Genomic DNA, 22,041 nt, shown 5'->3' on the forward strand with positions numbered 1-22,041 from the left:
TTCACGCGTCCGGAGCCGGTCTGCGATCTTGAAGGGTTCCATCCATGTCCCTGCACCACCTCAACGACGCCCTCGTGCGCCCGCGCTCGGCTCGACCCGGCCACGGCCGGTACCCACGCCTGGCCGGTCTGGCCACTGCCACCCTGGTGCTCGCCGCGTGCGGCGGCGGAGGTGGCGGAGGCGGTGAGGACGACCCGGCGGCCGCGGAGGCATTCCCGGAGGGCGACATCACCTTCGTCGTGCCCTTCTCGGCCGGTGGCCCGACCGACACGGTGACCCGGCTGGTCGCGGAGCCGATCGCCGAGGAGCTGGGCGCGAACATCGTCGTGCAGAACGTCGAGGGTGCCGGCGGCACGATCGCGGCCGGCGAGGTCGCCGCGGCGAACCCCGACGGCTACACGGTGCTGATGCACCACATCGGCATGTCCACCGCACCGTCGCTGTACCCCGACCTGCCGTACGCGCCGCTCGAGGACTTCGAGCCGCTGGGTCTGGTCACCCAGGTTCCGATGACGATCGTCGCGCGGAGCGACTTCGAGCCCCAGACCATGGAGGAGCTGGTCACGTACCTCGAGGAGAACGCGGAGGACGTCACCCTCGCCAACGCCGGCATCGGTGCCGCCTCGCACCTGTGCGGGCTGCTCCTGCAGGACGCGCTCGGCGTGGAGCTCACCGAGGTGCCCTACGAGGGGACGGGCCCGGCCCTGACCGACCTCGTGGCCGGCGAGGTGGACCTCATGTGCGACCAGACCACCAACACCACCGGGCAGATCCAGGCCGGCGAGATCAAGGCCTACGCCGTGACCACGCCCGAGCGGGTGGAGACGCTGCCGGACCTCCCGACCACGGAGGAAGCAGGGCTGGAGGAGCTCCAGGTCGGTGTCTGGCACGGCTTCTACGTCCCCGCCGGAACGCCGGAGGGGATCCGGGAGGAACTCTCCGCGGCCATCCTGTCGTCCCTGGAGGACGAGAACGTGATCAGCCAGCTCGGTGAGCTCGGCGCCGCCCCCTTCAGCCAGGAGGAGGCCACCCCGGAGGCCCACCGTCAGCTCCTCGAGGAGCAGATCGAGCTCTGGCAGCCGATCATCGAAGAGGCCGGCGTCGCGGCGGACTGATCAGCGAACTGACCATCGACGACGGTGGGGCGGCCCCGGGCCGCCCCACCGTCCTCCTCGATCCGGGAGGGACCCGCTGTGAGCATGCACGGGGCGCGCAAGGACCTCCTTGCGGGCGCGGTATTCGTCATCTTCGGGCTGGCGTTCGCCATCACGTCGAGCACCTACGAGGTCGGCAGCGCACTGCGCATGGGGCCGGGGTACTTCCCCCTCGTCCTGGGCAGCGTGCTGGTGCTGCTGGGGATCCTCATCGCAGTCAAGGGCTTCGTCGCCGGTGACACCGGTGAGCTGGGGCCGGTGCCGTGGAAGGCCACCGTGCTGATCGTGGCAGCGCTGCTCTTCTTCGGCTTCACCGTGCGGGGGCTCGGCATGGTCCCGTCGCTGCTGGTGGCGGTGTTCCTGACCGCGCTGGCCGGGCGCAATGCCCGCGTGATCCCCTCCGCGGTCATCGCCGCGTCGCTGACGGCCCTGAGCATCCTGATCTTCGTGATCGTGCTGCAGCTGCGGCTGCCCTACTTCGGCCCCTGGCTCGGCTAGCCCCCATGGAACTCCTCAACAACCTCGGGCTCGGGTTCGAGACGGCGTTCACGCCGATCAACCTGCTCTTCGCGTTCATCGGGGTCGCGCTCGGCACCGCGGTGGGAGTGCTGCCGGGCATCGGCCCGACGGCGACCATCGCGATGCTGCTGCCGATCACTTTCGGCTTCGAGCCGGTCACCTCGCTGATCATGCTGGCGGGCATCTACTACGGCGCCCAGTACGGCGGGTCGACGACGGCGATCCTGATCAACCTGCCCGGCGAGTCCTCGGCGGCGGTGACCGCGCTGGACGGTCACCAGATGGCCAAGCAGGGCCGGGCCGGACCGGCGCTGGCCACGGCCGCGCTGGGCTCCTTCTTCGCCGGGACGGTGGGCACGCTCGCCCTGGCCCTGTTCGCGGAACCGATCTCACGAGCCGCCCTGTTGTTCGGCCCGGCGGAGTACTTCTCCCTGGTGGTCCTGGGCCTCATCGCCTCCATCGCGCTGGCGAGCGGGTCGGTGCTCAAGGCGCTGGCGATGATCGTGCTCGGGCTGCTGCTGGGCACGGTCGGGCAGGACCTCTACTCCGGTACGCCGCGCTTCACCTTCGGTATGCGCGAGCTGTACAGCGGTCTCAACTTCGTGTCCCTGGCGGTCGGGCTGTTCGGCGTCGCCGAGATCCTCCGCAACCTCGAGGGGGACATCACCCGTAGCGTCATGGTCCAGAAGGTCAAGAACCTCTGGCTCACCAAGGACGACTTCCGCCGGATCCGGGGCCCCGTGCTCCGCGGCACAGGGCTCGGCACCGCGCTGGGCGTGCTCCCGGGCGCGGGGCACGTGCTGGCCTCGTTCGTCTCCTACTCGGTGGAGAAGCGGGTGTCCAAGCGCCCCGAGGAGTTCGGTCGGGGCGCCATCGAAGGTGTCGCCGCCCCGGAGTCGGCGAACAACGCTGCCGCACAGACCCAGTTCGTCCCGCTGCTCACCCTCGGGCTGCCCGTCAGCCCGATCATGGCGCTGCTGCTCGGCGCGTTCATCATCCAGGGGATCGTGCCCGGCCCCAGCGTCATCGACGACGAACCGGAGCTGGTCTGGGGCCTCATCGCCTCGATGTGGATCGGCAACTTCTTCCTCGTGCTGCTCAACCTGCCGCTCATCGGCCTGTGGGTGAAGATGCTGACGATCCCGTACCGGGTCCTCTTCCCGGCGATCATCGCGTTCGCGTCGATCGGGACGTACTCCATCGCCCTGAACGCCTTCCACGTCTACGCGATCGCGTTCTTCGGCATCCTGGGCTACGTCCTGATCAAGCTGGGGAACGAGCCGGCGCCGCTGCTGCTGGGCTTCGTGCTGGGTCCGCTGCTGGAGGAGTACCTGCGCCGCGCGCTGATCATCTCCGACGGTGACCCGAGCGTCTTCGTCACCCGACCGATCTCGCTCACCCTGCTGATCCTCGCCGCCGCTGCTTTCGCGATCGCGGTGCTGCCGTCGGTCCGCCGCAAGCGCGAGGTGGTGTTCGAGGAAGAGGACTGACCGCTCCTGCCGAGGCCGGCATGGACACGGACACCGGCCGGGACGGGCGTGCCCCGGCGGCCGGGTGTCAGGCGGTCAGTGCCAGCCACAGGGGCAGGGTCAGGAGCGCCGCCGTCGTCGCCGCGGACACCTGTGCGGCGACGAACGTGCCGTTGCCGTTCATGCGGGCGGCCAGGACGTAGGACGCCGTGGCCGGTGGGACGGCGGCGAAGGCGAGGACGACGAACCGCTGTTCCCCGTCCACGCCGAGGAGTGCGCACAGCCCGAGGGCCACCGCCGGCACGGCGAGGAGCTTGACCACTCCCAGGTAGGCGGCCATGAACCGTTGACCGCGCGGCAGGCCGCCCAGGCGCAGGGCGGCGCCGACCGCGAGCAGCCCCAGCGGCACCGCCGCGGCGGCCAGCCGGGAGAGCGTCGCGTCGACCGGCGAGGGCAGCGTCAGCCCGAGCAGGTTGCCGCTGAGCCCCGCGACCGTGGCGATGATCAACGGATTGCGGGCGACCGCACCCAGGACACCGGGCCCACGCCCGCTCCTCGCACCACCGGGTGCGCTACGGGCCAGCGCCGTCACCGCCAGGACGTTCACCAGCGGGACGGTGACGCCCAGCAGGACGCCCATGAGCGCCAGCGCGGCCACCCCGAGGTCGTCGACCAGCGCCAGGGCGATGAAGGTGTTGAACCGGAACGCCGTCTGCCACCCCGAGGCCGCCGTCATGCGGTCGACGCCCGGCAGCCACCGGACCACGGTTCCGAGGAGGGCGCCGGCTCCGGTGGCACCCAGCGCGGCCAAGACGACTCCACCGGAGCCGGCGGCGGCGAGGTCCGCCGACAGCGTGGTGCGGAAGAGGAGGACCGGGAAGAGGACGAAGTAGACCAGGCGCTCGAGGTCGACCCAGAACTCCGGTGACCGCCAGGCGAACCGGCGCAGCAGCAGGCCGATGAGGAGGAGGGCGAACTCCGGCAGGACCAGCGCAGCCGCGTTCACCGGTGGAGCGTAGCCAGCCGCGGAGGACGCCCACCGCCGCCCGCCGGCGTCGGTACCGGGGCTGCGGACGGCCCGTGCTCCGCCCGCCGCGCGACGCCGTCCGGAATGGTGTCCCTCCGCACATGCCGCTCGGCCAGGCCGGTCGGCACGGCGCGGCCTCACCGTGCGTGAGCAGTCCGCCGGGGCGGCGTCCCGGGCCGGTGGGGATGGTGCGCCTAGCGTGGCGGACGAGGTGATGAGTCATGAGTGAACGCAACGGAAGCACGGCCGCGGGCACGGGGACCGCGGAGATCCCGATCGTGCGGCCCGCCGGCCCGGAGACGGCCACGACGGGGACGCCCCCTGCGGCCGAGCCGGTCGCGCAGGGGGCGGCACCGGAGGGGCCAGAGGCCGGGGAGGCGCCCGCCGGCGAGGGCGACGTCGTCCCCGGCATGCACGCGACCGCACCGGTCGGCACCCGCCCCAAGCCGCGCATGCCGCGCCGCGGGCCGCTGACGGTGATGGGCCCGTGGGCCCCGGTCGCCGGGGGGTTGCTCGGGGTCCTCCTGGGGATGATCGCCGTGCTGGTGCTCGCCGGAGCGGCGACCGGCTTCGAGGACCGCCTGGCGCTGGTCTTCGTGGTGCTCGGGTTGGCCATGCTCGGCAGCGCGGGAGTCCTCCTGGCCGACGAGGTCCGGATGATGCGTCAGCGGGCCCGTGACGCCGTGGTCCGGCCGGCGTACGTGGAGGTCACGGCCGGTCTGCTCAACGGCCTCACACCCGGCCGACTGCTCCTGCTGGCCAGCGGGTTCGTGTTCTTCCTGGCGGCCTACGTCAGCCGGTGAACCGGCGCCCTCGCCGGGTGCGTCAGCTGTAGGCGTCGGCCGCCAGGTAGATCGCCAGGCCGAGTCCGGCGAGGGCGACGATCCGCCGCAACGCCGTCTGGGGTGCCACGCGGACGATGCGGGGGCCGAGCAGCGAACCGAGGAACAGCCCGATGGCCAGCGGCAGGGCGGCCGACCAGACGATCGAGGCGAAGAAGGCGAACCCGATCGCGGCGACGGTGTTGGCGACCCCCAGGACGGCGTTGCGCATGGCGTTGCTCCGGGGGAGGCCCTCGCCCGTCGCGAGCAGGAACATCGCCATCATGAGCACGCCGGCGGCGGCACCGAAGTAGCCGCCGTAGACGGAGATGGCGAGCACGGCGATCGGCAGCCACCACTGGTCGGGGCATCCGGCGCGCGCCGCAGCGCCCTCGAGCGCCAGTTGCCGGGGCGACCGCTGGACCAGGATGGCGATCGACGCCGCGCCGATCAGCCACGGCACGATCTTCTCGAAGCCCCCCGCCGGCGTGACCAGCAGGAGCAGCGCCCCGGTGGCCCCGCCGAGCAGCCCGGCCACCATCAGCGGCAGCAGACGTCGGCCCTGTCCTTCCAGCTCCGGGCGGGAGGCGCTCACCGTGCCCACGCCCACCACGACCAGGGCGGCGGTGTTGGTGACGTTGGCCGTCACCGGGGGGAGGCCGGCGGCCAGCAGGGCCGGGTAGCTGATCAGCGAGGCCAGCCCGGCGATGCTGCCGGTGAGTCCCGCCCCGATCCCGGCGAGGACCAGGAACCCGAACTCCCAGACGCTCAATCGGTCACCAGCACCGCGATCGCGACGAGCCCGAGGGCGACGATCGCCGTCCGCAGCACCACGGCGGGCAGCCGCCGGCCGTAGCGGGAGCTGACCGCCCCGCCCGTCAGCGATCCCACGGACAGCAGCGCGGCGGCCGCCCAGTCGATGCGATCGCTGGCCACCACCACGTAGGCGCCGGCGGCGACGGTGTTGACCGCCAGCGTGAGGACGTTCTTCAGCGCGTTCAGCCGCTGCAGCGGCTCGCGCAGGAGCAGGCCGAAGATGCCGATCTGCAGCACGCCCTGGCTGGCGGCGAAGTAGCCGCCGTAGGTGCCGGTGAAGTATGCGCCGACGAAGCATGCGGCGAGCCGCCCACCCCCGACCGGCGGGGCGGTGCCGTCGGCCGGGCGGGAGGGCAGCTTGCGCTGGACCACCGGCTGCAGGACCACCAGCAGGACGGCGAGCCCGATGAGGATCGGCACGATCGCCTCGAACGCCGCGGGGGGCAGGTTCAGCAGCAGGAAGGCCCCGGTGAGCGCGCCGAGGACCGAGGCGGGCAGCAGCCGCAGGAGCAGACGCCGCTGGCCGCGCAGCTCCCGGCGGTAGCCGATCGAGCCGCTGAGGTTGCCGGCGACCAGGCCGAGGGAGTTGGTGATCGTGGCCGGCACCGGCGGGAGCCCGACGGCCAGCAGCACCGGGAAGCTCACCAACGTGCCGGAACCGACGACGGCGTTGATGCCGCCGGCCGCGAAACCGGCCGCGGCCACCGCGAGCATCTCCCAGCCGGTCATGTGGACATCGCCGGAAAGCGTCGCACGCCGCCGGCACCCGGCCGCCGCTGCGAACGTGTCGATCAGCTCACACCCGACCACCCGTCCGTTCCGGCCAGGGCTGGACGGCCGGCTGAGGTCGCCGTGGCGCCCGATCCTGGGTAGGCAGGACTTCATGACCGTTCTCGGGTTCCACAGTTCGCACGAGCAGGTCCACCCCGCGGAGCTGCTGAGAGCGGTCCAGCACGCCGAGGAGGTGGGCTTCACCGCGGCGATGTGCTCCGATCACCTGACGCCGTGGAATCCGCGCCAGGGCGAGTCGGGCTTCGCGTGGTCGTGGCTCGGCGCGGCGATGGCGACGACGTCCCTGCCCTTCGGGGCGGTGAACGCACCGGGCCAGCGGTACCACCCGGTGATCGTCGCCCAGGCCATCGCGACGCTCGGCGCGATGTTCCCCGGCCGGTTCTGGGTGGCGCTGGGCAGCGGGGAGGCGATGAACGAGCACGTCACCGGCGAGGTGTGGCCGCGCAAGGAGGTGCGCGACGCCCGGCTGCGGGAGTGCGTCGACGTGATCCGGCGGTTGCTGGCCGGCGAGGAGGTCAGTCACGACGGCCTGGTCACCGTCGACCGCGCGATGATCTACACGCTGGCCGATCCGCAGCCGGCGCTCGTCTGCCCCGCGGTCAGCGTGGCCACCGCCCGCAACGGCGCCGACTGGGCCGACGGACTGGTCACCATCAACCAGCCGCACGACAAGCTTCGCGAGCTGATCGCGGCCTACCGGGACGCCGGCGGCCAGGGGGCGCTGGCGCTGCAGGTCCACGTGTCGTGGGATCCCGACCTGGATCGGGCGCTGGCGATCGCCCACGACCAGTGGCGCAGCAACGTCTTCCCGCCCCCGCTGTGCTGGGACCTCGACAGCCCGGAGGCCTTCGAGCAGGCCAGCGCGCACGTGACCCCCGAGGGCGTTGCCGAGGCGGTGCGGGTCTCGGCCGACCTCGGGCAGCACACCGCCTGGCTGCAGGAGTACGTGGAACTGGGCTTCGACGAGATCTACCTGCACCACGTCGGCAAGGAGCAGCGGCCCTTCCTCGACGCGTTCGGCGCCGAGGTGCTGCCGGAGCTGGGGGTCACGGCGCCGGCGCCGGTGGTCGCCATCGATCCCCCGGGACCGGCCGAGAACCGCCGTCCCGACCTCGACCCGGTGCCGGCACCGTGAAGATCACCGACACGAGCGACCTGTGGTGGAAGAACGCCGTCGTCTACTGCCTCGACGTCGAGACCTACCTGGACTGGAACGGCGACGGCATCGGCGACTTCGAGGGGCTCGCGCATCGCATCGACCACCTCGCCGACCTCGGCGTCACCTGCCTGTGGCTGATGCCCTTCTACCCGACCGCCGAACGCGACGACGGCTACGACATCACCGACTTCTACGGCGTCGACCCCCGGCTGGGGACCCACGGTGACGTCGTCGAGGTCATCCGGACCGCCAAGGACCGCGGCATGCGGGTGATCGCCGACCTCGTCGTCAACCACACCTCACGCAAGCATCCGTGGTTCCGGTCGGCCGAGGCGTCGAAGGACTCGCCGTACCGCGACTTCTACGTCTGGCGCTCCGACCCGCCACCGGACACCTCCGACCAGGTGGTGTTCCCCGACCAGGAGGACAGCATCTGGACCCTGTCCGAGCCGACGGGGGAGTGGTACCTGCACCGCTTCTACAAGGAGCAGCCCGACCTCGACGTCACCAATCCGCGGGTCCGCGACGAGGTCGCCAAGATCATGGGCTTCTGGCTGCAGCTGGGCCTGGACGGATTCCGGGTCGACGCCGTCCCCTTCTTCCTGGAGACGGCTGGGGCGGACGACGGCGCCTTCCCGGAGCCGCACGAGTACCTGCGGTCGCTGCGCTCGCTGGTCGGCCGCCGGTCGGGCAGCGGCGTCCTGCTCGGCGAGGTGAACCTCCCGTTCGAGCAGCAACTGGAGTTCTTCGGCGGGCCGGACGGCGACGAGCTGACCATGCAGTTCGACTTCAACGGCATGCAGGCGCTCTACCTGGCGCTGGCCCGGGCCGACGCCGGGCCGCTGGCGGCCGCGCTCCAGGGCCGGCCGGTGCTGTCGCCGGACTCGCAGTGGGCCACCTTCGTGCGCAACCACGACGAGCTGACCCTCGACAAGCTCAGCGACTCCGAGCGGGCAGAGGTGTTCGCCGCGTTCGGTCCCGAGGAGCGCATGCAGGTCTACGGCCGCGGGCTGCGGCGCCGGCTGCCACCGATGCTGGACGGCTATCCGCGACGGGTCCGGATGGTCTACAGCCTGCTGTTCTCGCTGCCCGGCACGCCGGTGCTCTTCTACGGCGAGGAGATCGGGATGGGGGAGGACCTCGACGCCGAGGGGCGGCTCGCCGTCCGCACGCCGATGCAGTGGACCGCCGGGCGCAACGGCGGCTTCTCGGCCGCCGACCCGGGGAAGCTGCCGGGCCCCGTGGTGAGCGGCGGCTTCGCACCCGAGTTCGTGAACGTGGCCGACCAGCGCAACGACCACGACTCGCTGCTGTCGTTCATGAAACTGCTGATCCGCCGGTACCGGGAGTCCCCGGAGCTGGGCTGGGGCGGCTTCCAGGTGCTGGACCAGCCCTGCCCCGAGGTCCTGGCCCATCGGTGCAGCTGGGACGACGGCTCCCTGGTCGCCCTGCACAATCTCGGCCCGGAGGCCCGCACGGTGCCGCTGACGCTGGAGGGGTGCGACTCCTCGCACCGGCTGGTCGACCTGCTGCAGCCGGGCGAGGTGCCGGTCTCCGACACGGGCACGGTCCAGATCCCGCTGGAGGGCTACGGCTACCGGTGGCTGCGCGTGGTGAGCCAGGACAGCCGCCGCCTGGCCTGATGCCGTCGTGTCACCGGCGGCCGGCGCCGGTCAGGCGATCGCGGTGACGCGGGCGAGGACGTCGTGGTCGAGCGGGCGGTCGCTGTAGACCAGGCGGACGGCGTCGGGGTCCGGGTTGCCGGCGTCGGGGCCGTGCCACACCAGTGACAGTCCCGCGCGCTCGGCCCGTCCCCGCGACTCGGCGTTGTGCTCGAGCAGGGAGGCGATCACCGGCCGGTCGGGCGCGACGGCGTGAGCGGCATCGAGGGCCGCCGTCACCAGCTCCGCGGCCAGGCCCCTGCCCCACGCCGACGGGGTGAACCGGTAGTAGAGGTTCCACCAGGAGGTGCCCACCCGGACCGCGCAGCCGCCGGTGCCGACCACCGCACCGGCGGCCAGCCCGGCTTCCGGCAGCTCTTCGCGCAACCTCGCCGTCCAGTAGCCGAGTCCATCGTGCGCCCAATGCCGCTGGGAGTGCGCGATGCCCTCGGCCGTCCGCTCGGGGCTGGTGTGCCGGCCCGAGGGCAGGTGCGCCCACACGCCCGGGTCGGACATCAGTGCGTAGTGCTCGTCCAGGTGCTCCGGTACGACGGCCTCGAGCACGAGCCGCTGCGTGGTCGCGTGCCGCAGGTCCACCCGCTCAGTCCTTGCGGCCGGCGTCGACCAGGCGGATCACCGCGGTGCCTTCCTCGTCGGAGGCATCCAGGTCGACCTCGACGTCGAAGCCCCAGTCGTGGTTGCCGTCGGGGTCGTCGACGATCTGCCGCACGCGCCACAGCCGCGGCTCGGCCTTGTCCCAGATCAGCAGCGCCGGCCCGCGGGCGTCGGCGCCGGTGCCCACCTCGGCGTGCTCGGCGAAGTAACCCTGCACCAGCTCGCCCCAGCGGTCGGCGTCCCAGCCGGCGCCTGCGTCCAGCTCGCCCAGGTCGTACCAGCGCCGCCGGGCCCAGAGCTCCACCCGGCGGAAGAGGGCGTTGCGGACCATGGCGGTGAACGCCCGCTCGTTCCCGGTGAGCGGGCGCGGCCGTGCCGGTACCGACACCGGCTGGTCGAGCGGCTGGTCGGGGGAGGTGAGCTGCTCCCACTCGTCGAGCAGCGAGGAGTCGACCTGGCGGACGAGCTCACCGAGCCACTCGACGAGGTCGCTGACCTCGTCGGTCCGGGCGGCCGCGGGCATGCCGGAGCGCAGCGCCTTGAACGCGTCGGAGAGGTACCGCAGCACCGCCCCCTCGGCGCGGGTCAGCCCGTAGGTGTTCACGAACTCCCGGAAGGTGAAGGCCCGCTCCCACATCTCGCGGACGACGGCCTTCGGCGACAGCTGACCGTCGGCGGCCCAGGGGTTGGACCGCCGGTAGACCTCGAACGCGTGCCCGAGCAGCTCCTCGAGCGGCTTCGGGTAGCTGATCTCCTCGAGCAGCTCCATCCGCTCGTCGTACTCGATGCCCTCGGCCTTCATCTGCGCGACGGCCTCGCCCTTGGCCTTGTTCAGCTGGGCGGCGAGGATCTGCCGAGGATCGTCGAGGGTCGCCTCGATGACGCTGACGACGTCGAGCGCGTACGTGTCGGATTCGGGATCGAGCAGGTCGATGGCGGCCAGCGCAAAGGTCGACAGCGGCTGGTTGAGCGCGAAGTCCGGCGGGAGGTCCAGCGTCAGGTCGTAGCGGCGGCCGTCGGGCTCGGGTTCGGGCAGCCGTTCCAGGACGCCGGCCTGCAGCAGCGACCGCGCGATGCCGATGGCGTCGCGGACGAGCTTCAGCTGCTTCTTGCGCGGCTCGTGGTTCTCGGTGAGCAGCCGGCGCATGGCGAGGAAGGGATCACCGGGCCGGTCGACCACGTCGAGGACCATCGCCGTCGTCACCCGCATGTGGCTGGTCAGCTTCTCGGGTTCGCCTTCGACCAGCCGGTTCATCGTCGACTCGCTCCACGGCACCATGCCGTCGGGCACCTTCTTGCGCACCAGCTTGCGGCGTTTCTTCGGGTCGTCGGCCACCTTGGCGAACTGTTTGAGGTTCTCCACCTCGTGCTCGGGCGCCTGCACGACGACGGTGCCCGCGGTGTCGTAGCCGGCGCGACCGGCCCGGCCGGCGATCTGGTGGAACTCGCGCACCTGCAGCAGCCGGGTGCGGGTGCCGTCGTACTTGGAGAGCGCCGAGAAGACGACGGTGCGGATCGGCACGTTGATGCCCACACCGAGGGTGTCGGTGCCGCAGATGACCTTGAGCAGGCCGGCCTGCGCCAGCTGCTCCACCAGCCGCCGGTACTTGGGCAGCATCCCGGCGTGGTGGACGCCGATGCCGTGGCGGACCAGCCGCGACAGCGTCGTCCCGAAGGCGGAGGAGAACCGGAAGCCGCCGATCGTCTCGGCGATCGCGGCCTTCTGCTCCTTGGTCGCCACGTTGACGCTCATCAGCGCCTGGGCCCGCTCCAGGGCCGACGCCTGGGTGAAGTGCACGACGTAGACGGGCGCCTGCTGGGTGTCCAGCAGCTCCTGGATCGTCTCGTGCATCGGCGTCGTCGCGTAGTAGTGGTGCAGCGGCACCGGGCGGACGGCGTTGGCGACCAGCGCCGTGGGGCGACCGGTGCGGCGGGTGAGGTCCTCCCGCAGGGACGTGACGTCGCCCAGCGTGGCGCTCATCAGCAGGAACTGCGCCTTCGGCAGCTCCAGCAGCGGCACCTGCCACGCCCAGCCGCGGTCGGGGTCGCCGTAGAAGTGGAACTCGTCCATGACTATCAAGGGGTGTCCGCGGCCGATTCCTTCGTTGCCCTCCCGCAGCGCGATGTTCGCCAGCACCTCGGCCGTGCAGGCGATGATCGGCGCACCGGCGTTGACCGACGCGTCACCGGTCAGCATCCCGACGTTGGCCGCGCCGAACACGCCGCACAGCGCGAAGAACTTCTCGCTGACCAGCGCCTTGATCGGCGCGGTGTAGTAGCTGCGCCGCCCCGCCGCCAGGGCGGCGTACTGCGCGCCGGTGGCCACCAGCGACTTGCCCGAGCCGGTAGGAGTCGCCAGGACGACGTTGGCCCCGCTGACCAGCTCGATCAGCGCCTCCTCCTGCGCCGGGTACAGCGTCGTGCCGCTCTCCTCCGCCCACGCGGCGAAGGAGGCGAAGAGCTCGTCGGGATCGCCGCCGATCGCGCGCAGCACGGTGCGGTCGGCGGAGTCGCCGAGCAGGGGAGGAGCGGTGCTGGGCCGCGGTGCCGTGGTCATCAGGCCTACCAGCGTGCCTGACGCTGCTGATCTTGTCGCGACCGCCGCTGTCAACGACTCCGTCTCCCGCTGAGGTAACGATTCGGTAACGGACCCTCGTGTGCGGTGGGGCACAAGCCGATGGAAGGAGGAAGGTGAACAACAGGTGAACGAGAGGTGGCAGGACGATGCGCGGTAGTGAATGCCCGGAGTGCCGGTGGGTTCCGGTGATGGACGCGTCCGGTCGGCGTCGGCTGGAGATGCGCTGGGAGCTGCCGGTCGCGCCCCCCGCGGCGACGACGCTCGCGCGCGCCGCCTGATCGCACGACGCAGGTTCCCCGCCGTCCCGCCGGGGTAGGCGCGCGGAGGACGGTCCCGGTGAGCACAGCCCCGGGCCGCCCCGCGAAGGCCACCGGAGGAGAACCATGTCGTCACCCCGCCCCGAGTCCCAGCCCGCCCAGCAGCAGAGGGTTCCCGGCACCCTCGGGGGGATGGACCCCGAGCCCGACCACGGCGAGGAGAGCTACCAGGGCTCCGGCCGGCTCACCGGCAAGGCCGCCGTCATCACCGGTGGCGACAGCGGCATCGGCCGCGCCGTGGCCATCGCCTTCGCCCGGGAGGGCGCCGACGTCCTGATCTCGTACCTGGACGAGCACGAGGACGCGCGGGCCACCGCCACGTACGTCGAGCAGGCGGGGCGGGTGTGCGTGCTGGTGCCCGGCGACCTCTCCGACCGCGCGCACGCCAAGACGATCATCCCCAGGGCCGTCGAGGAGTTCGGCCGCGTCGACATCCTGGTCAACAATGCGGCCTTCCAGATGTCGCACCCCTCGCTCGAGGAGATCTCCGACGAGGAGTGGGACCACACCCTGGCGACGAACCTCTCCGCGATGTTCACCCTCACCAAGGATGCGATCCCGCACATGGGGCCGGGCTCCTCGATCATCAACTCGTCCTCGGTGAACTCCGACAACCCCAGCCCGAACCTCATCGCCTACGCGATGACCAAGGCCGGGATCGCCAACTTCACCGCCAGCCTGGCGCAGATGTACGGCGAGAAGGGCATCCGCGCGAACAGCGTCGCGCCCGGCCCGATCTGGACGCCGCTGATCCCCTCGACGATGCCCGAGGAGAAGGTGGAGAGCTTCGGCGGCAACACGCCGTTGGGCCGTGCAGGCCAGCCGGCCGAGCTGGCGCCGGTCTACGTGCTGCTGGCCAGTGACGAGGCCTCCTACGTCTCCGGCGCCCGCGTCGCCGTCACCGGCGGCCGGCCCATCCTCTGACCGCCCCCGATGATCAGGTGACAGTGAGGGTCCTGGCTCACCACCGGTGGTGAGCCAGGACCCGGAACGATCACTGTCACCTGATCATCATCCTGATCGCGGCGACGTCTGCGGGGCGGACGCGGCAGCAGCCGCCGACCAGTCGTGCCCCGGCGGTGGTCCAGGCGACGGCGTCGTCGGCGGCGACCCCGGGGGACCCGGCCCACCGACGTGCGGTCGCATCCCAGGCCTCACCGCTGTTCGGGTAGGCGACCACCGGCTTGCCGCTGGCCGCGGCGGCCAGCACGGCCGGCCGGACGGCGTCGGGCGCGGTGCAGTTCACCCCGACGGCGACCACCTCGGCGACGTCCGCGGCCATGGCGAAGACGTCGGCCGCGAGCTCGCCGCGCCGGGTCCGCGCCAGCCCGGCGGCGTCGACGACGGTGGTGAGCGAGAGCCACACCGGGACGCCGAGTTCCTGCGCCGTGAGCAGCAGCGCCTCGGCCTCCGCCGCGGCAGGCGCCGTCTCGCAGGCCAGGACGTCCGCGCCCGCCTGCGCGAGCAGCTCCATCCGGGGTCGGTGGAAGGCGCGCAGTGCGGCGACGTCCATCTCGGCCACGTAGCCGCCCGTGTACTCGGAACCGTCGGCCAGCATCGCGCCGTACGGGCCGACCGACCCCGCCACCCACCCGGTTCCCTGCCCTTCCCGGGCGAGCGCGACCGACGACGCGATCAGCCGCCGGGCGACGTCGGCGTCCACGCCGACGGCGGCGAAGCCCTCGACGGTCGCCTGGTAGCTGGCGGTCGTGGCCACCTGGGCGCCCGCCGCGGCGAAGGCCGCGTGCGCGGCCACGATGGCCGCCGGGTCGTCGCGCAGCAGCCGCGCCGACCACAGCGCGGAGGAGACGTCGTGGCCCCGCGACTCGAGCTCGGTGGACAGGCCACCGTCGAGGACGACGGGCCCGGCGGCGACAGCGTCCGCGAGGGAAGGCATGCCGCCGATCATCCCGCGGTACTTCCGATCCATGGTGTTCATCTGGAGCAGTGGCTGGGGTCCGCGGCGTCGACGGCGGCGTCCCCGCTACGGCGGTGGTTACCGCGGGCACTACGCCGGCCACTACCGCCGCGGGTACGGGCCGCCGGCCGGTTACGGCTACGGGCGGAGGAACGACTCCTGCCTGCGCGACCTGCTCTTCCTCAACACCGGTTGCTGCCTGGCCAACGCGGTGGGCTGCGGGATGGAGCTGCTCTACGTGGCCCCGCGGTCGCTGCCCGCCGTCCGGGCCGGTGCCCGGGGGCGCGGGCTCGGGGCCGGTCTGGTCTCCGCGGTCCGCTTCTACCAGCGGGAGATCAGCCCGAAGCGCCGACCGTGCTGCCCGTTCACGCCGACGTGCTCGACCTACGCGGTGGCAGCGTTGGAGACCCACGGTGCCCGGCGTGGCTCCTGGCTGACGCTGCGGCGGCTGGTCCGCTGCCGCCCGGGTGCGCGGGGTGGCCCGGACCCGGTCCCGGCCGGCTGAACGCTGCCCACCGGGCAGACTGTGCCGGTGCCCATGACCGACGACGCCTCCGGTGACCTGCCCGTCACCGGCTCCGTCGTCGTGCCCGCGGGAGCCCTGTCGTGGCGGTTCTCCCGCTCGTCGGGGCCCGGCGGCCAGGGCGTCAACACCGCGGATTCGCGGGTGGAGCTGTCGGTCGCCCCGCTCGAGCTCCCAGGTCTCAGCGACCCGCACCGCGCCCGCCTGGCCGCGCGGCTGGGTGACCGGTTGGTCGAAGGCGTCCTGACCATCGCCGCGAGCGAGCACCGCCAGCAGCTGCGCAACCGGCAGGCCGCCCGCGAGCGGATGGCCGCGGTGCTGCGCGCCGCCCTGGCCCCGCCCGCCCCGGCCCGCCGCCGCACCAAACCCACGCGCGGCTCGCAGGAACGGCGGATCCAGGCCAAGAAGCAGCGGGGCCAGCTGAAGAAGCAGCGCGGCTCCTGGGACTAACTGAGCGAGAGCGGCTCCCGCACCAGCACCCACAGCGGCAGCTCGTCGTCGGTGGTGCGCGTCGTCTCGGTCACCTGGAAGCCGAATCCCCGCAGGAACCGCACGTTCGCCCAGCTGGACACGGCCGCGGCGGCCGGCACCTTCTCGGTGTCGCAGCGGACCAGCACCGGGGCGAGCACGGCCGCGGCCAGGCCACGGCGCCGGGCCGAGGGGCGCACCCCGAGGTGACGCAGCCACCAGTGCGCGGTGTCCGGCCGGGCGGCGGTCACGAACGCCTCGGTCTCGGCGACCACGCGGGCCCGGGAGGCGGCCAGGTAAGGCAGCTCACGGGCCAGCGCCGCTCGGACGTCGTCGGGCAGGGGCCGGGTACCCGACGCCCCGGCCGGGGGCTCCCACACCGCGACCGCGCTGAGGTCCTCGGTCACCCATGCCGTGCGGGTGGCCACCCCGCGATGCCCGGCGTCCAGCTCGTGCAGGCGGGTCAGCCGCTGCATCCGGCCGTCGTCGGGCAGGGCCCAGCGGGTCCAGCGGGAGTCGGCCAGCGCCATCGTGAGGGTCGCGGCGATCGGCGGGACGTCCCGTGCCTCGGCGAGCCGGACGTCGGGCCCCGGATCGTCCGGATCGTCGATCCGCCGGATGGTGGGTCCCTGGGTCACCCGGGCATTCGACCACGGTACCGGCATGCGAACGGGGGCCGCCCCGGGCAGGGCGGCCCCCGTCGGGGACGGCCCCCTCCAGAGGCTCGCGCCGAGCGGAGCGAGGCGGGAGGAGGAGGGGGTCCTTTCAGACGTCGAACCCGGCGCGGTCGACCTTGCGGTGGTAGCGCTCACCGAGCTTGCCGCCCAGGATCGCCCCGAGCAGCGTGAGCAGCAGGATGGCGACGAGGGTGATGATGCCGGCGGTGGTGGCGGTGCCCTCGTCGATCGGGATGCGCGGCAGGTTCAGCTGCTGCAGCACGTTGTACTCGGAGCCGAGGACCAGCCCCAGGATCGCGAGCGCGAGAACGACGAGCAGCCCGACGACCCAGACGGCGATGCCCTGGCGGACACCGTCGAAGCGCGCCATCCGGCCGGCGACGTAGCCGCCGGCGAAGTAGGCGAGGAAGAGGACAACCAGCAGGACGATCCCGCCGACGATGCCGATGGTGCTCGCCTCCTGGGCAGCCGCGTCGGTGGACGGGATGCCCTGGGTGAGGCCGAGGGCGACGCCGGCGGCGCTCAGCAGGGCGATGAGCAGCACCGCCAGGCCGTTGGCGGAGAGCCAGCCGAAGAACGCCGATCCCCACTTGATGCCGCCGTAGCGGGAGTGCTGCGCGTCGACCGCGTCACGGGCGACCCCACGGGTGGAGTGCGCCCCGTCGGGGTGGAGGCCGGCGTCGTCACCGGGTGCGGAAGCTGCGCTGGACATGGCGGAGGACTCCTCGGGGAGGGTGGGCAGGCGGCGGGCGCCGGCTGGGGTGGGGTGCGACGGGGCCGCGCACCCGGGTCGCCACGGGTGCGCCCGGATGCGCGGCCGGGGAGTGCCGGCGGGTCAGCGGCGCGGTGCGGTGCCGTCGCCGTCCAGCTCGATCTGCTCCTTGCGCACCTGCTCGTCGACCGTGGCCTGCTCGGTGACGGTGTCGGTGTCGAGGCGGACGCGCTCCACCGGCACGGCCTCCTTCTGCACGACCGGCCGCTCACCGTGCAGGACGACCTCGTGCTCCTCCTCCGAGATCGCCGGGCCGTCCAGGGCGTTGCCGACGTCGGCGTCGGTGATCGGCTCGCGCTCGACGCGGATCTCCTCGTGGGTCACCGGGACGGTCTGCGTGACGGTCTCCGACACGACGTACTTGCGCAGCCGGGCGCGGCCGCTCTCCACGCGCTCGGTGCCGACCCGGAGCTGCTCCTCCGAGCGCGTCATCGCGTCGTCCGTGGTGGGGCCGGAGGTGTCGTGCCCGACCGCTCCGCGCGCGCTGGTGTCGGTCGTGGTGTCGGTCGTGGTGTCGGTGAGGACCGGGGTGGCGCTCTCGGCGGTCTCCAGTCCGTAGTACCGGTAGAGCTCGGTCTCCTCGGCGGGGGAGAGGTGCCCCTCCGAGTCGATGTGCGGCGCGTTCTTGAGCTTGTCCTTGTCGTAGGGCACGCGCAGCTCGTCGCCGGACATGTCCGCGCCGGCCAGGGGCACGAAGGCCTCCTTGGTGCCGAACAGGCCGGTGCGGACGGTGGCCCACTCGGGGCGGCCGGTCTCGTCGTCGAGGTAGACCTCGCCGACCTTGCCCAGCTTGCCGTCAGGGCCGACGGCGGTGCTGCCGATGACGGCGTTCAGCTGCTGCTCGGTGATCATGCGCATGGCTCCCGGAGATGGGTGACGTGTGGGGTGGCGCCGTCCCCGGGCAGCTGTGCCCGGGGCGCGGCCTCCACGTCGGTGCCCACGCATTTACACCGTAAACAAGTCACGCCGGGAGAGCTCGGGGACCGCGCGGCCGTCAGGAGCGCGGATCCCCGCGACGGGGGGTCCGCGACTCGCGGAGGACCACCTCGAGGCGTCCGAGCAGATTCTCCAGCGCCTCCTCGAACTCGGCGGCGGACTCGTCCAGGGAGAGGAGCGGCGCCAGCCGCACCACGGTCGGGTAGCCGCCGAGGTCGGTGCTCTGCGCAGCGTCCGGACCCCCGTCGGGATGGTCCTCGGTGCCGATCTTCACGCCCTTCTGGGAGACCTCCAGCAGCAGGTGGCCGAGCAGGAAGCTGGAGTAGGCGCGGTAGGCGGACACGGCTGCTTCCTGGGTGAACCCGCTGTCGATCAACGCGTCGAGGAACGATTCGACCCACCGCAGGCTGCGCAGCGGCGGGCGCACCCACGGCGCCGCCGGGGGACGCGTCGCGACCAGTGGGAACACCTCCGGGTGGGCCAGCGCGATCCGCCGGACGCCGTGGGCCAGCCGCTGGAGGTAGTCCTGCCACCCGCGCGAGGCCGACAGGTGGACGTCGGGATCGCCGTAGAGCTCGTCGATGACGGCCTCGACCACGCCGTCGAGCAACTGCTCTCGACCCGGCACGTAGCGGTAGAGGGCCATGGCCTCGACGCCGAGGTGGGCGCCGAGGCGACGCATGGTCAGCGCGTCGAGCCCGTGCTCGTCGATGAACTCGATCGCCGCGCCGAGGATGCGGCGGCGGTCGAGCCCGGCCCGGCCGGCGCCCCGCGGTGCGGCCGGGATGGCGGCGGCCGCGCCACCGCGACCCTCGGGGCTGTCGGGATCGGCGGTCGGGTCCGGCTCGGTCATCGTGCGCTCCCTCCGTCGGCGCGATCTGCGGTGATCATGCTCCCTGCGGGGCCGGACCGGCCGCGGTGCCCCAGGGAGCTGCACGGGCCCCGACCCCGACGTCGGGACGCCGGCACCGGCCCATCCGCGCTCTACCGCGACGAGGGCCGGCCCGCGGGGCTGGCGCGGACGTGCATGCGCTCACCCTGCGGACCGACCAGGATGAGCGTCTCGGCGGGCTCGGCGAACGGGTTGGAGAAGGCGTGTGGCACGCGGGTGTCGAACTCGACCACCTCGCCGCGGGCGAGCACGAAGTCGCGTCCACCCAGCAGCAGCCTGATGTGGCCGGAGAGCACGTACAGCCACTCGTAGCCGTCGTGGACCTTCTGCTCGGTGTTGCCGACCTGCCAGCGTGGCGGGAACAGCTGCTTGTAGGCCTGCAGCCCGCCGGCCTGGCGGGTCAGCGGCACCATCGTCATGCCGTCGCGCTCGATGGGGTGCCCGTGCACCCGTGGATCGGCCGGCGCCGGGACGTCGACGAGTTCGTCGAGGGCCACGCCGTAGGTCCGGGCCAGGGGCAGCAGCAGCTCCAGCGTGGGGCGCGACCGCCGGATTCCAGCCGGGACAGCGTGCTCACCGAGATGCCGGTGTCGGCGGCGACATCGGTGAGGGTGGCCCCGCGCTCGGTGCGCAGCGCCCGCAGGCGGGGGCCCACCTTCTGCAGGACGTCCTCGTCGGTCATGCGCTGAGTTTGCCATCCTGGCAACGATGGTTGCCGAGAAGTCCGGTCCAGGTCGACAGTGGTCGGCATGGACGAGCGGTACGACGTGGTGGTCATCGGAGGCGGCGCGGCGGGGCTGAGCGGGGCGCTCACCCTGGCCCGCGCCCGGCGTAGCGTGCTGGTGGTGGACGCGGGAGAGCCGCGGAACGCACCGGCCGGCAACGTGCACAACTACCTGGGCCGCGAGGGCACCCCGCCGGCCGAGCTGGTGGCGATCGGGCGCGGCGAGGTGGCGGCGCTGGAGGGTTCCGCCGCCGTCCGGCTGACGTCCGGGGAGGTGATCGAGCGGGACGCGGTCGTCGTGGCGCCGATGTTCAGCGCCAACGCCGACCTGCTCGCCGGGCTGGGCGCGACGCCCGTGCCGCTGGAGATGAACGGCACTGTGATGGGAACCCACCTGCTCACCGATCCGACCGGGCGCACCGACGTCCCCGGCGTCTGGGTCGCCGGCAACGCCGGTGATCTCAGCGCCCAGGTGATCGTGGCGGCGGCCCAGGGGCTCCGGGCCGGCGCCATGATCAACGCCGACCTGACCACCGAGGACACCGGGCGCGCGGTGGCCGAACGGCGGAGCGTGGCGGCATGAGCGGGGTTGCGAGCGAACCAGGAACGCAGCCGCCTGCGCGAACGGGGCCGACGAGCGCCGTCGACCGGGAGTCCTACGACGAGCTGTACCGCTCGGCGCCGGCGGTGTGGAGCGGCCGCCCCAACCGGCAGCTGGTCGCCGAGGCGGGCGACCTGACGCCGGGCCGCGCGCTGGACGCAGGCAGTGGCGAGGGCGGCGACGCGCTCTGGCTCGCCGAGCGGGGCTGGCGGGTGACGGCGGTCGACTTCTCTCCCGTCGCGCTGCAGCGCGCCGCCGCCCGCAGCCGCGAACGGGCGGTCGACGACCGGGTCGAGTGGGTGCACGCCGACCTGGACGTGTGGCCGCCGCCGGAGGGCCGCTTCGACCTGGTGACGGCGCACTACCTGCACGCGAGCTGGTCCGACCGCGCCGGGATGTTCCGGAGGCTCGCCGCGGCCGTCGCGCCGGGCGGCACCCTGCTGGTGGTCGGCCACCTGCACGGCGAGGAGCGGGGCCACGGGCACTCCCACGCGCACGGCGCCGACGCGATGTACACGGCGGAGGACGTCGCGGCGGTGCTCGATCCCGGGGAGTGGCCCGACGTCGTCACCGGAACCCGGGACCGGGACCCCGGGGCGGCGGCGCGGACGGGCAACCCGGTGCCGGACACCGTGCTGGTCGCGCGGCGGTCAGGAGCGCGGTAGGCCCAGGTCGGCCAGCGCGGCGGCGACCGCCTCGTCGCGCAGGACGTCGAGCACCAGCAGGCGGTGCACGAGCACTCCGCGGCGGGTGAGCCGCAGGTCGGCCATCCGGAGGCGGGGGAGCGCCGCACCACCGGGGCGCGGCTGGGCCGGCGGCGGGTCGAGCAGGTCGGCGCGCTGCAGGTCGGCGACGTCCTCCCGGGCAGCCCAGGCCGCCCAGCCACGGGGGTCGTCGTCCAGCGGTGTCATGGGCAGCGGCACCCGGTCCCGGCGGCCGACGGCGGCCAGCAGTGCCAGCTGCCGCCAGCTCAGGCCGTCGGTGAGCCGCAGCGTCCGGCCGACGAGCTCGGCATCGATGTCGGGGGAGACCGCGACCTCGGCCAGGAGGTAGCCCAGGTGCCGCACCCGCCGTTCGTCGGTGGACCGCCGTGCGGCGGTCACCACCGCCTCGGCCAGCTCCTCGGCGACCGGACGGCTGCCCGGCCGCGGGGTGAAGTGCCGGTCGGTGCGCACCGGCCGGCCGGTGCGCTGCACGGACACCGCGTGCTCGACGGCGAAGGCGAGCGCGGCGCCGGCGCGGACCCGCTCACGGCCGACCTGGATCCCGGCGGCGTTCTCGGCGGCCGCGCGGAGCACGGCGGCGATCCGCTCGTCCACCTGCACGCGACCCGTCGCCGGCTCGAACACCACCGCCGCCGCCGCGGAACTCATCGAGCCCGCGACCGGGCTGCCCGCCTCGATCAGCGCACGACCGGCCACGGGGGTCTCCACGGCAGGCTCCTCGACGGGGTTCCGGGCAGCGCTCACCCGGCGATCCTCCCCGTTCCGGTCCCCGCCGTGCACGCGGACCGGTACCGCCCTCACCACAGCGGGGCAGCCTGTCCTCCGTCGTCCGGGATCTCCGCTGTCGGAGGCCCCGCTGTCGGAGGGCACTGCCACG

The 22,041-nt window shown here is 73.0% G+C and carries 24 protein-coding genes; 11 read left to right on the forward strand and 13 right to left on the reverse strand.

Going from position 1 to position 22,041, the window contains the following annotated elements; translation table 11 throughout:
• Positions 1-44: 44 nt before the first annotated feature.
• The 3 genes from QOZ86_RS15975 (at position 45) to QOZ86_RS15985 (ending at position 3,163) form a co-directional block, all read left to right on the forward strand.
• Entirely contained in the window at positions 45-1,115 is a 1,071-nt protein-coding gene (locus QOZ86_RS15975; protein WP_284492973.1) for a tripartite tricarboxylate transporter substrate-binding protein, read from the forward strand.
• A gap of 84 nt (positions 1,116-1,199) precedes the next feature.
• Complete coding sequence (locus tag QOZ86_RS15980) at positions 1,200-1,652, forward strand: tripartite tricarboxylate transporter TctB family protein (RefSeq protein WP_284493021.1); 453 nt, start codon at positions 1,200-1,202, stop codon at positions 1,650-1,652.
• A 5-nt stretch (positions 1,653-1,657) separates the two neighbouring features.
• A complete protein-coding gene (locus tag QOZ86_RS15985) occupies positions 1,658-3,163 on the forward strand; it encodes a tripartite tricarboxylate transporter permease (RefSeq protein ID WP_284492974.1) in 1,506 nt (501 codons plus the stop codon).
• Between the two features lie 67 nt (positions 3,164-3,230).
• Here QOZ86_RS15985 and QOZ86_RS15990 read toward each other — a convergent pair whose 3' ends face one another.
• Positions 3,231-4,148, reverse strand: a complete 918-nt coding sequence (locus QOZ86_RS15990; RefSeq protein ID WP_284492975.1) for an AEC family transporter — start codon at positions 4,146-4,148, stop codon at positions 3,231-3,233.
• A gap of 242 nt (positions 4,149-4,390) precedes the next feature.
• Here QOZ86_RS15990 and QOZ86_RS15995 point away from each other — a divergent pair, with 242 nt between their 5' ends.
• The gene (locus QOZ86_RS15995) at positions 4,391-4,972 is read left to right on the forward strand and encodes a hypothetical protein (RefSeq protein ID WP_284492976.1); all 582 of its coding nucleotides are present in this window, start codon (positions 4,391-4,393) and stop codon (positions 4,970-4,972) included.
• A gap of 22 nt (positions 4,973-4,994) precedes the next feature.
• Here QOZ86_RS15995 and QOZ86_RS16000 read toward each other — a convergent pair whose 3' ends face one another.
• Positions 4,995-5,762 (reverse strand): sulfite exporter TauE/SafE family protein, encoded by a 768-nt coding sequence (locus QOZ86_RS16000; RefSeq protein WP_284492977.1) that lies wholly within the window; start codon positions 5,760-5,762, stop codon positions 4,995-4,997.
• Entirely contained in the window at positions 5,759-6,535 is a 777-nt protein-coding gene (locus QOZ86_RS16005; protein WP_284492978.1) for a sulfite exporter TauE/SafE family protein, read from the reverse strand. The genes QOZ86_RS16000 and QOZ86_RS16005 overlap by 4 nt, the downstream gene beginning before the upstream one ends.
• Before the next feature lie 154 nt (positions 6,536-6,689).
• Here QOZ86_RS16005 and QOZ86_RS16010 point away from each other — a divergent pair, with 154 nt between their 5' ends.
• Entirely contained in the window at positions 6,690-7,733 is a 1,044-nt protein-coding gene (locus QOZ86_RS16010; RefSeq protein WP_284492979.1) for a TIGR03885 family FMN-dependent LLM class oxidoreductase, read from the forward strand.
• On the forward strand, positions 7,730-9,400 hold the full coding sequence (locus QOZ86_RS16015) for an alpha-amylase family protein (protein ID WP_284492980.1): 1,671 nt from the start codon (positions 7,730-7,732) through the stop codon (positions 9,398-9,400). Before QOZ86_RS16010 ends, QOZ86_RS16015 begins: the two co-directional genes overlap by 4 nt.
• A gap of 30 nt (positions 9,401-9,430) precedes the next feature.
• Here QOZ86_RS16015 and QOZ86_RS16020 read toward each other — a convergent pair whose 3' ends face one another.
• A complete protein-coding gene (locus tag QOZ86_RS16020) occupies positions 9,431-10,015 on the reverse strand; it encodes a GNAT family N-acetyltransferase (RefSeq protein WP_284492981.1) in 585 nt (194 codons plus the stop codon).
• A gap of 4 nt (positions 10,016-10,019) precedes the next feature.
• A complete protein-coding gene (locus tag QOZ86_RS16025; RefSeq protein WP_284492982.1) occupies positions 10,020-12,590 on the reverse strand; it encodes a DEAD/DEAH box helicase in 2,571 nt (856 codons plus the stop codon).
• Positions 12,591-12,994: 404 nt separating this feature from the next.
• Here QOZ86_RS16025 and QOZ86_RS16030 point away from each other — a divergent pair, with 404 nt between their 5' ends.
• A complete protein-coding gene (locus tag QOZ86_RS16030) occupies positions 12,995-13,852 on the forward strand; it encodes an SDR family oxidoreductase (RefSeq protein WP_284492983.1) in 858 nt (285 codons plus the stop codon).
• Between the two features lie 76 nt (positions 13,853-13,928).
• Here QOZ86_RS16030 and mmuM read toward each other — a convergent pair whose 3' ends face one another.
• Complete coding sequence (gene mmuM / locus QOZ86_RS16035; RefSeq protein ID WP_284492984.1) at positions 13,929-14,867, reverse strand: homocysteine S-methyltransferase; 939 nt, start codon at positions 14,865-14,867, stop codon at positions 13,929-13,931.
• Here mmuM and yidD point away from each other — a divergent pair.
• Positions 14,857-15,351: a membrane protein insertion efficiency factor YidD gene (gene yidD, locus QOZ86_RS16040; RefSeq protein ID WP_284492985.1), complete on the forward strand. Its 495-nt coding sequence runs from the start codon at positions 14,857-14,859 to the stop codon at positions 15,349-15,351. The two genes, mmuM and yidD, sit on opposite strands and share 11 nt — an antisense overlap.
• A 33-nt stretch (positions 15,352-15,384) precedes the next feature.
• Positions 15,385-15,819, forward strand: a complete 435-nt coding sequence (arfB, locus tag QOZ86_RS16045) for an alternative ribosome rescue aminoacyl-tRNA hydrolase ArfB (protein ID WP_284493022.1) — start codon at positions 15,385-15,387, stop codon at positions 15,817-15,819.
• On the opposite strand, the gene QOZ86_RS16050 is transcribed toward arfB, so the two are convergent.
• From QOZ86_RS16050 to QOZ86_RS16075, 6 genes are all read right to left on the reverse strand, one after another.
• The gene (locus QOZ86_RS16050) at positions 15,816-16,475 is read right to left on the reverse strand and encodes a GNAT family N-acetyltransferase (protein WP_284492986.1); all 660 of its coding nucleotides are present in this window, start codon (positions 16,473-16,475) and stop codon (positions 15,816-15,818) included. The genes arfB and QOZ86_RS16050 overlap by 4 nt on opposite strands.
• A 127-nt stretch (positions 16,476-16,602) precedes the next feature.
• Entirely contained in the window at positions 16,603-17,226 is a 624-nt protein-coding gene (locus QOZ86_RS16055) for a hypothetical protein (protein WP_284492987.1), read from the reverse strand.
• Between the two features lie 123 nt (positions 17,227-17,349).
• Positions 17,350-18,138 carry a DUF2382 domain-containing protein gene (locus tag QOZ86_RS16060; protein WP_284492988.1) on the reverse strand — a complete coding sequence of 263 codons (789 nt, stop codon included), beginning with the start codon at positions 18,136-18,138 and terminating at the stop codon, positions 17,350-17,352.
• 142 nt (positions 18,139-18,280) lie between these two features.
• Positions 18,281-19,075 (reverse strand): TetR/AcrR family transcriptional regulator C-terminal domain-containing protein, encoded by a 795-nt coding sequence (locus QOZ86_RS16065; RefSeq protein WP_284492989.1) that lies wholly within the window; start codon positions 19,073-19,075, stop codon positions 18,281-18,283.
• A gap of 131 nt (positions 19,076-19,206) precedes the next feature.
• Positions 19,207-19,611, reverse strand: coding sequence for a cupin domain-containing protein (locus QOZ86_RS16070; protein ID WP_284492990.1), 405 nt, complete (start codon positions 19,609-19,611; stop codon positions 19,207-19,209).
• Complete coding sequence (locus QOZ86_RS16075; protein ID WP_348637985.1) at positions 19,530-19,892, reverse strand: helix-turn-helix domain-containing protein; 363 nt, start codon at positions 19,890-19,892, stop codon at positions 19,530-19,532. The genes QOZ86_RS16070 and QOZ86_RS16075 overlap by 82 nt, the downstream gene beginning before the upstream one ends.
• On the opposite strand from QOZ86_RS16075, the gene QOZ86_RS16080 reads away from it, so the two are divergent.
• Complete coding sequence (locus QOZ86_RS16080; protein ID WP_284492992.1) at positions 19,864-20,421, forward strand: FAD-dependent oxidoreductase; 558 nt, start codon at positions 19,864-19,866, stop codon at positions 20,419-20,421. The two genes, QOZ86_RS16075 and QOZ86_RS16080, sit on opposite strands and share 29 nt — an antisense overlap.
• Positions 20,418-21,104 (forward strand): class I SAM-dependent methyltransferase, encoded by a 687-nt coding sequence (locus QOZ86_RS16085; protein ID WP_284492993.1) that lies wholly within the window; start codon positions 20,418-20,420, stop codon positions 21,102-21,104. Before QOZ86_RS16080 ends, QOZ86_RS16085 begins: the two co-directional genes overlap by 4 nt.
• Here the strand turns inward: QOZ86_RS16085 and QOZ86_RS16090 are convergent.
• The gene (locus QOZ86_RS16090) at positions 21,090-21,908 is read right to left on the reverse strand and encodes a hypothetical protein (protein ID WP_284492994.1); all 819 of its coding nucleotides are present in this window, start codon (positions 21,906-21,908) and stop codon (positions 21,090-21,092) included. The two genes, QOZ86_RS16085 and QOZ86_RS16090, sit on opposite strands and share 15 nt — an antisense overlap.
• Positions 21,909-22,041 lie beyond the last annotated feature (133 nt).

Source organism: Blastococcus capsensis, from assembly GCF_030165005.1.
In the GTDB taxonomy this organism is placed as follows: domain Bacteria; phylum Actinomycetota; class Actinomycetes; order Mycobacteriales; family Geodermatophilaceae; genus Blastococcus; species Blastococcus capsensis.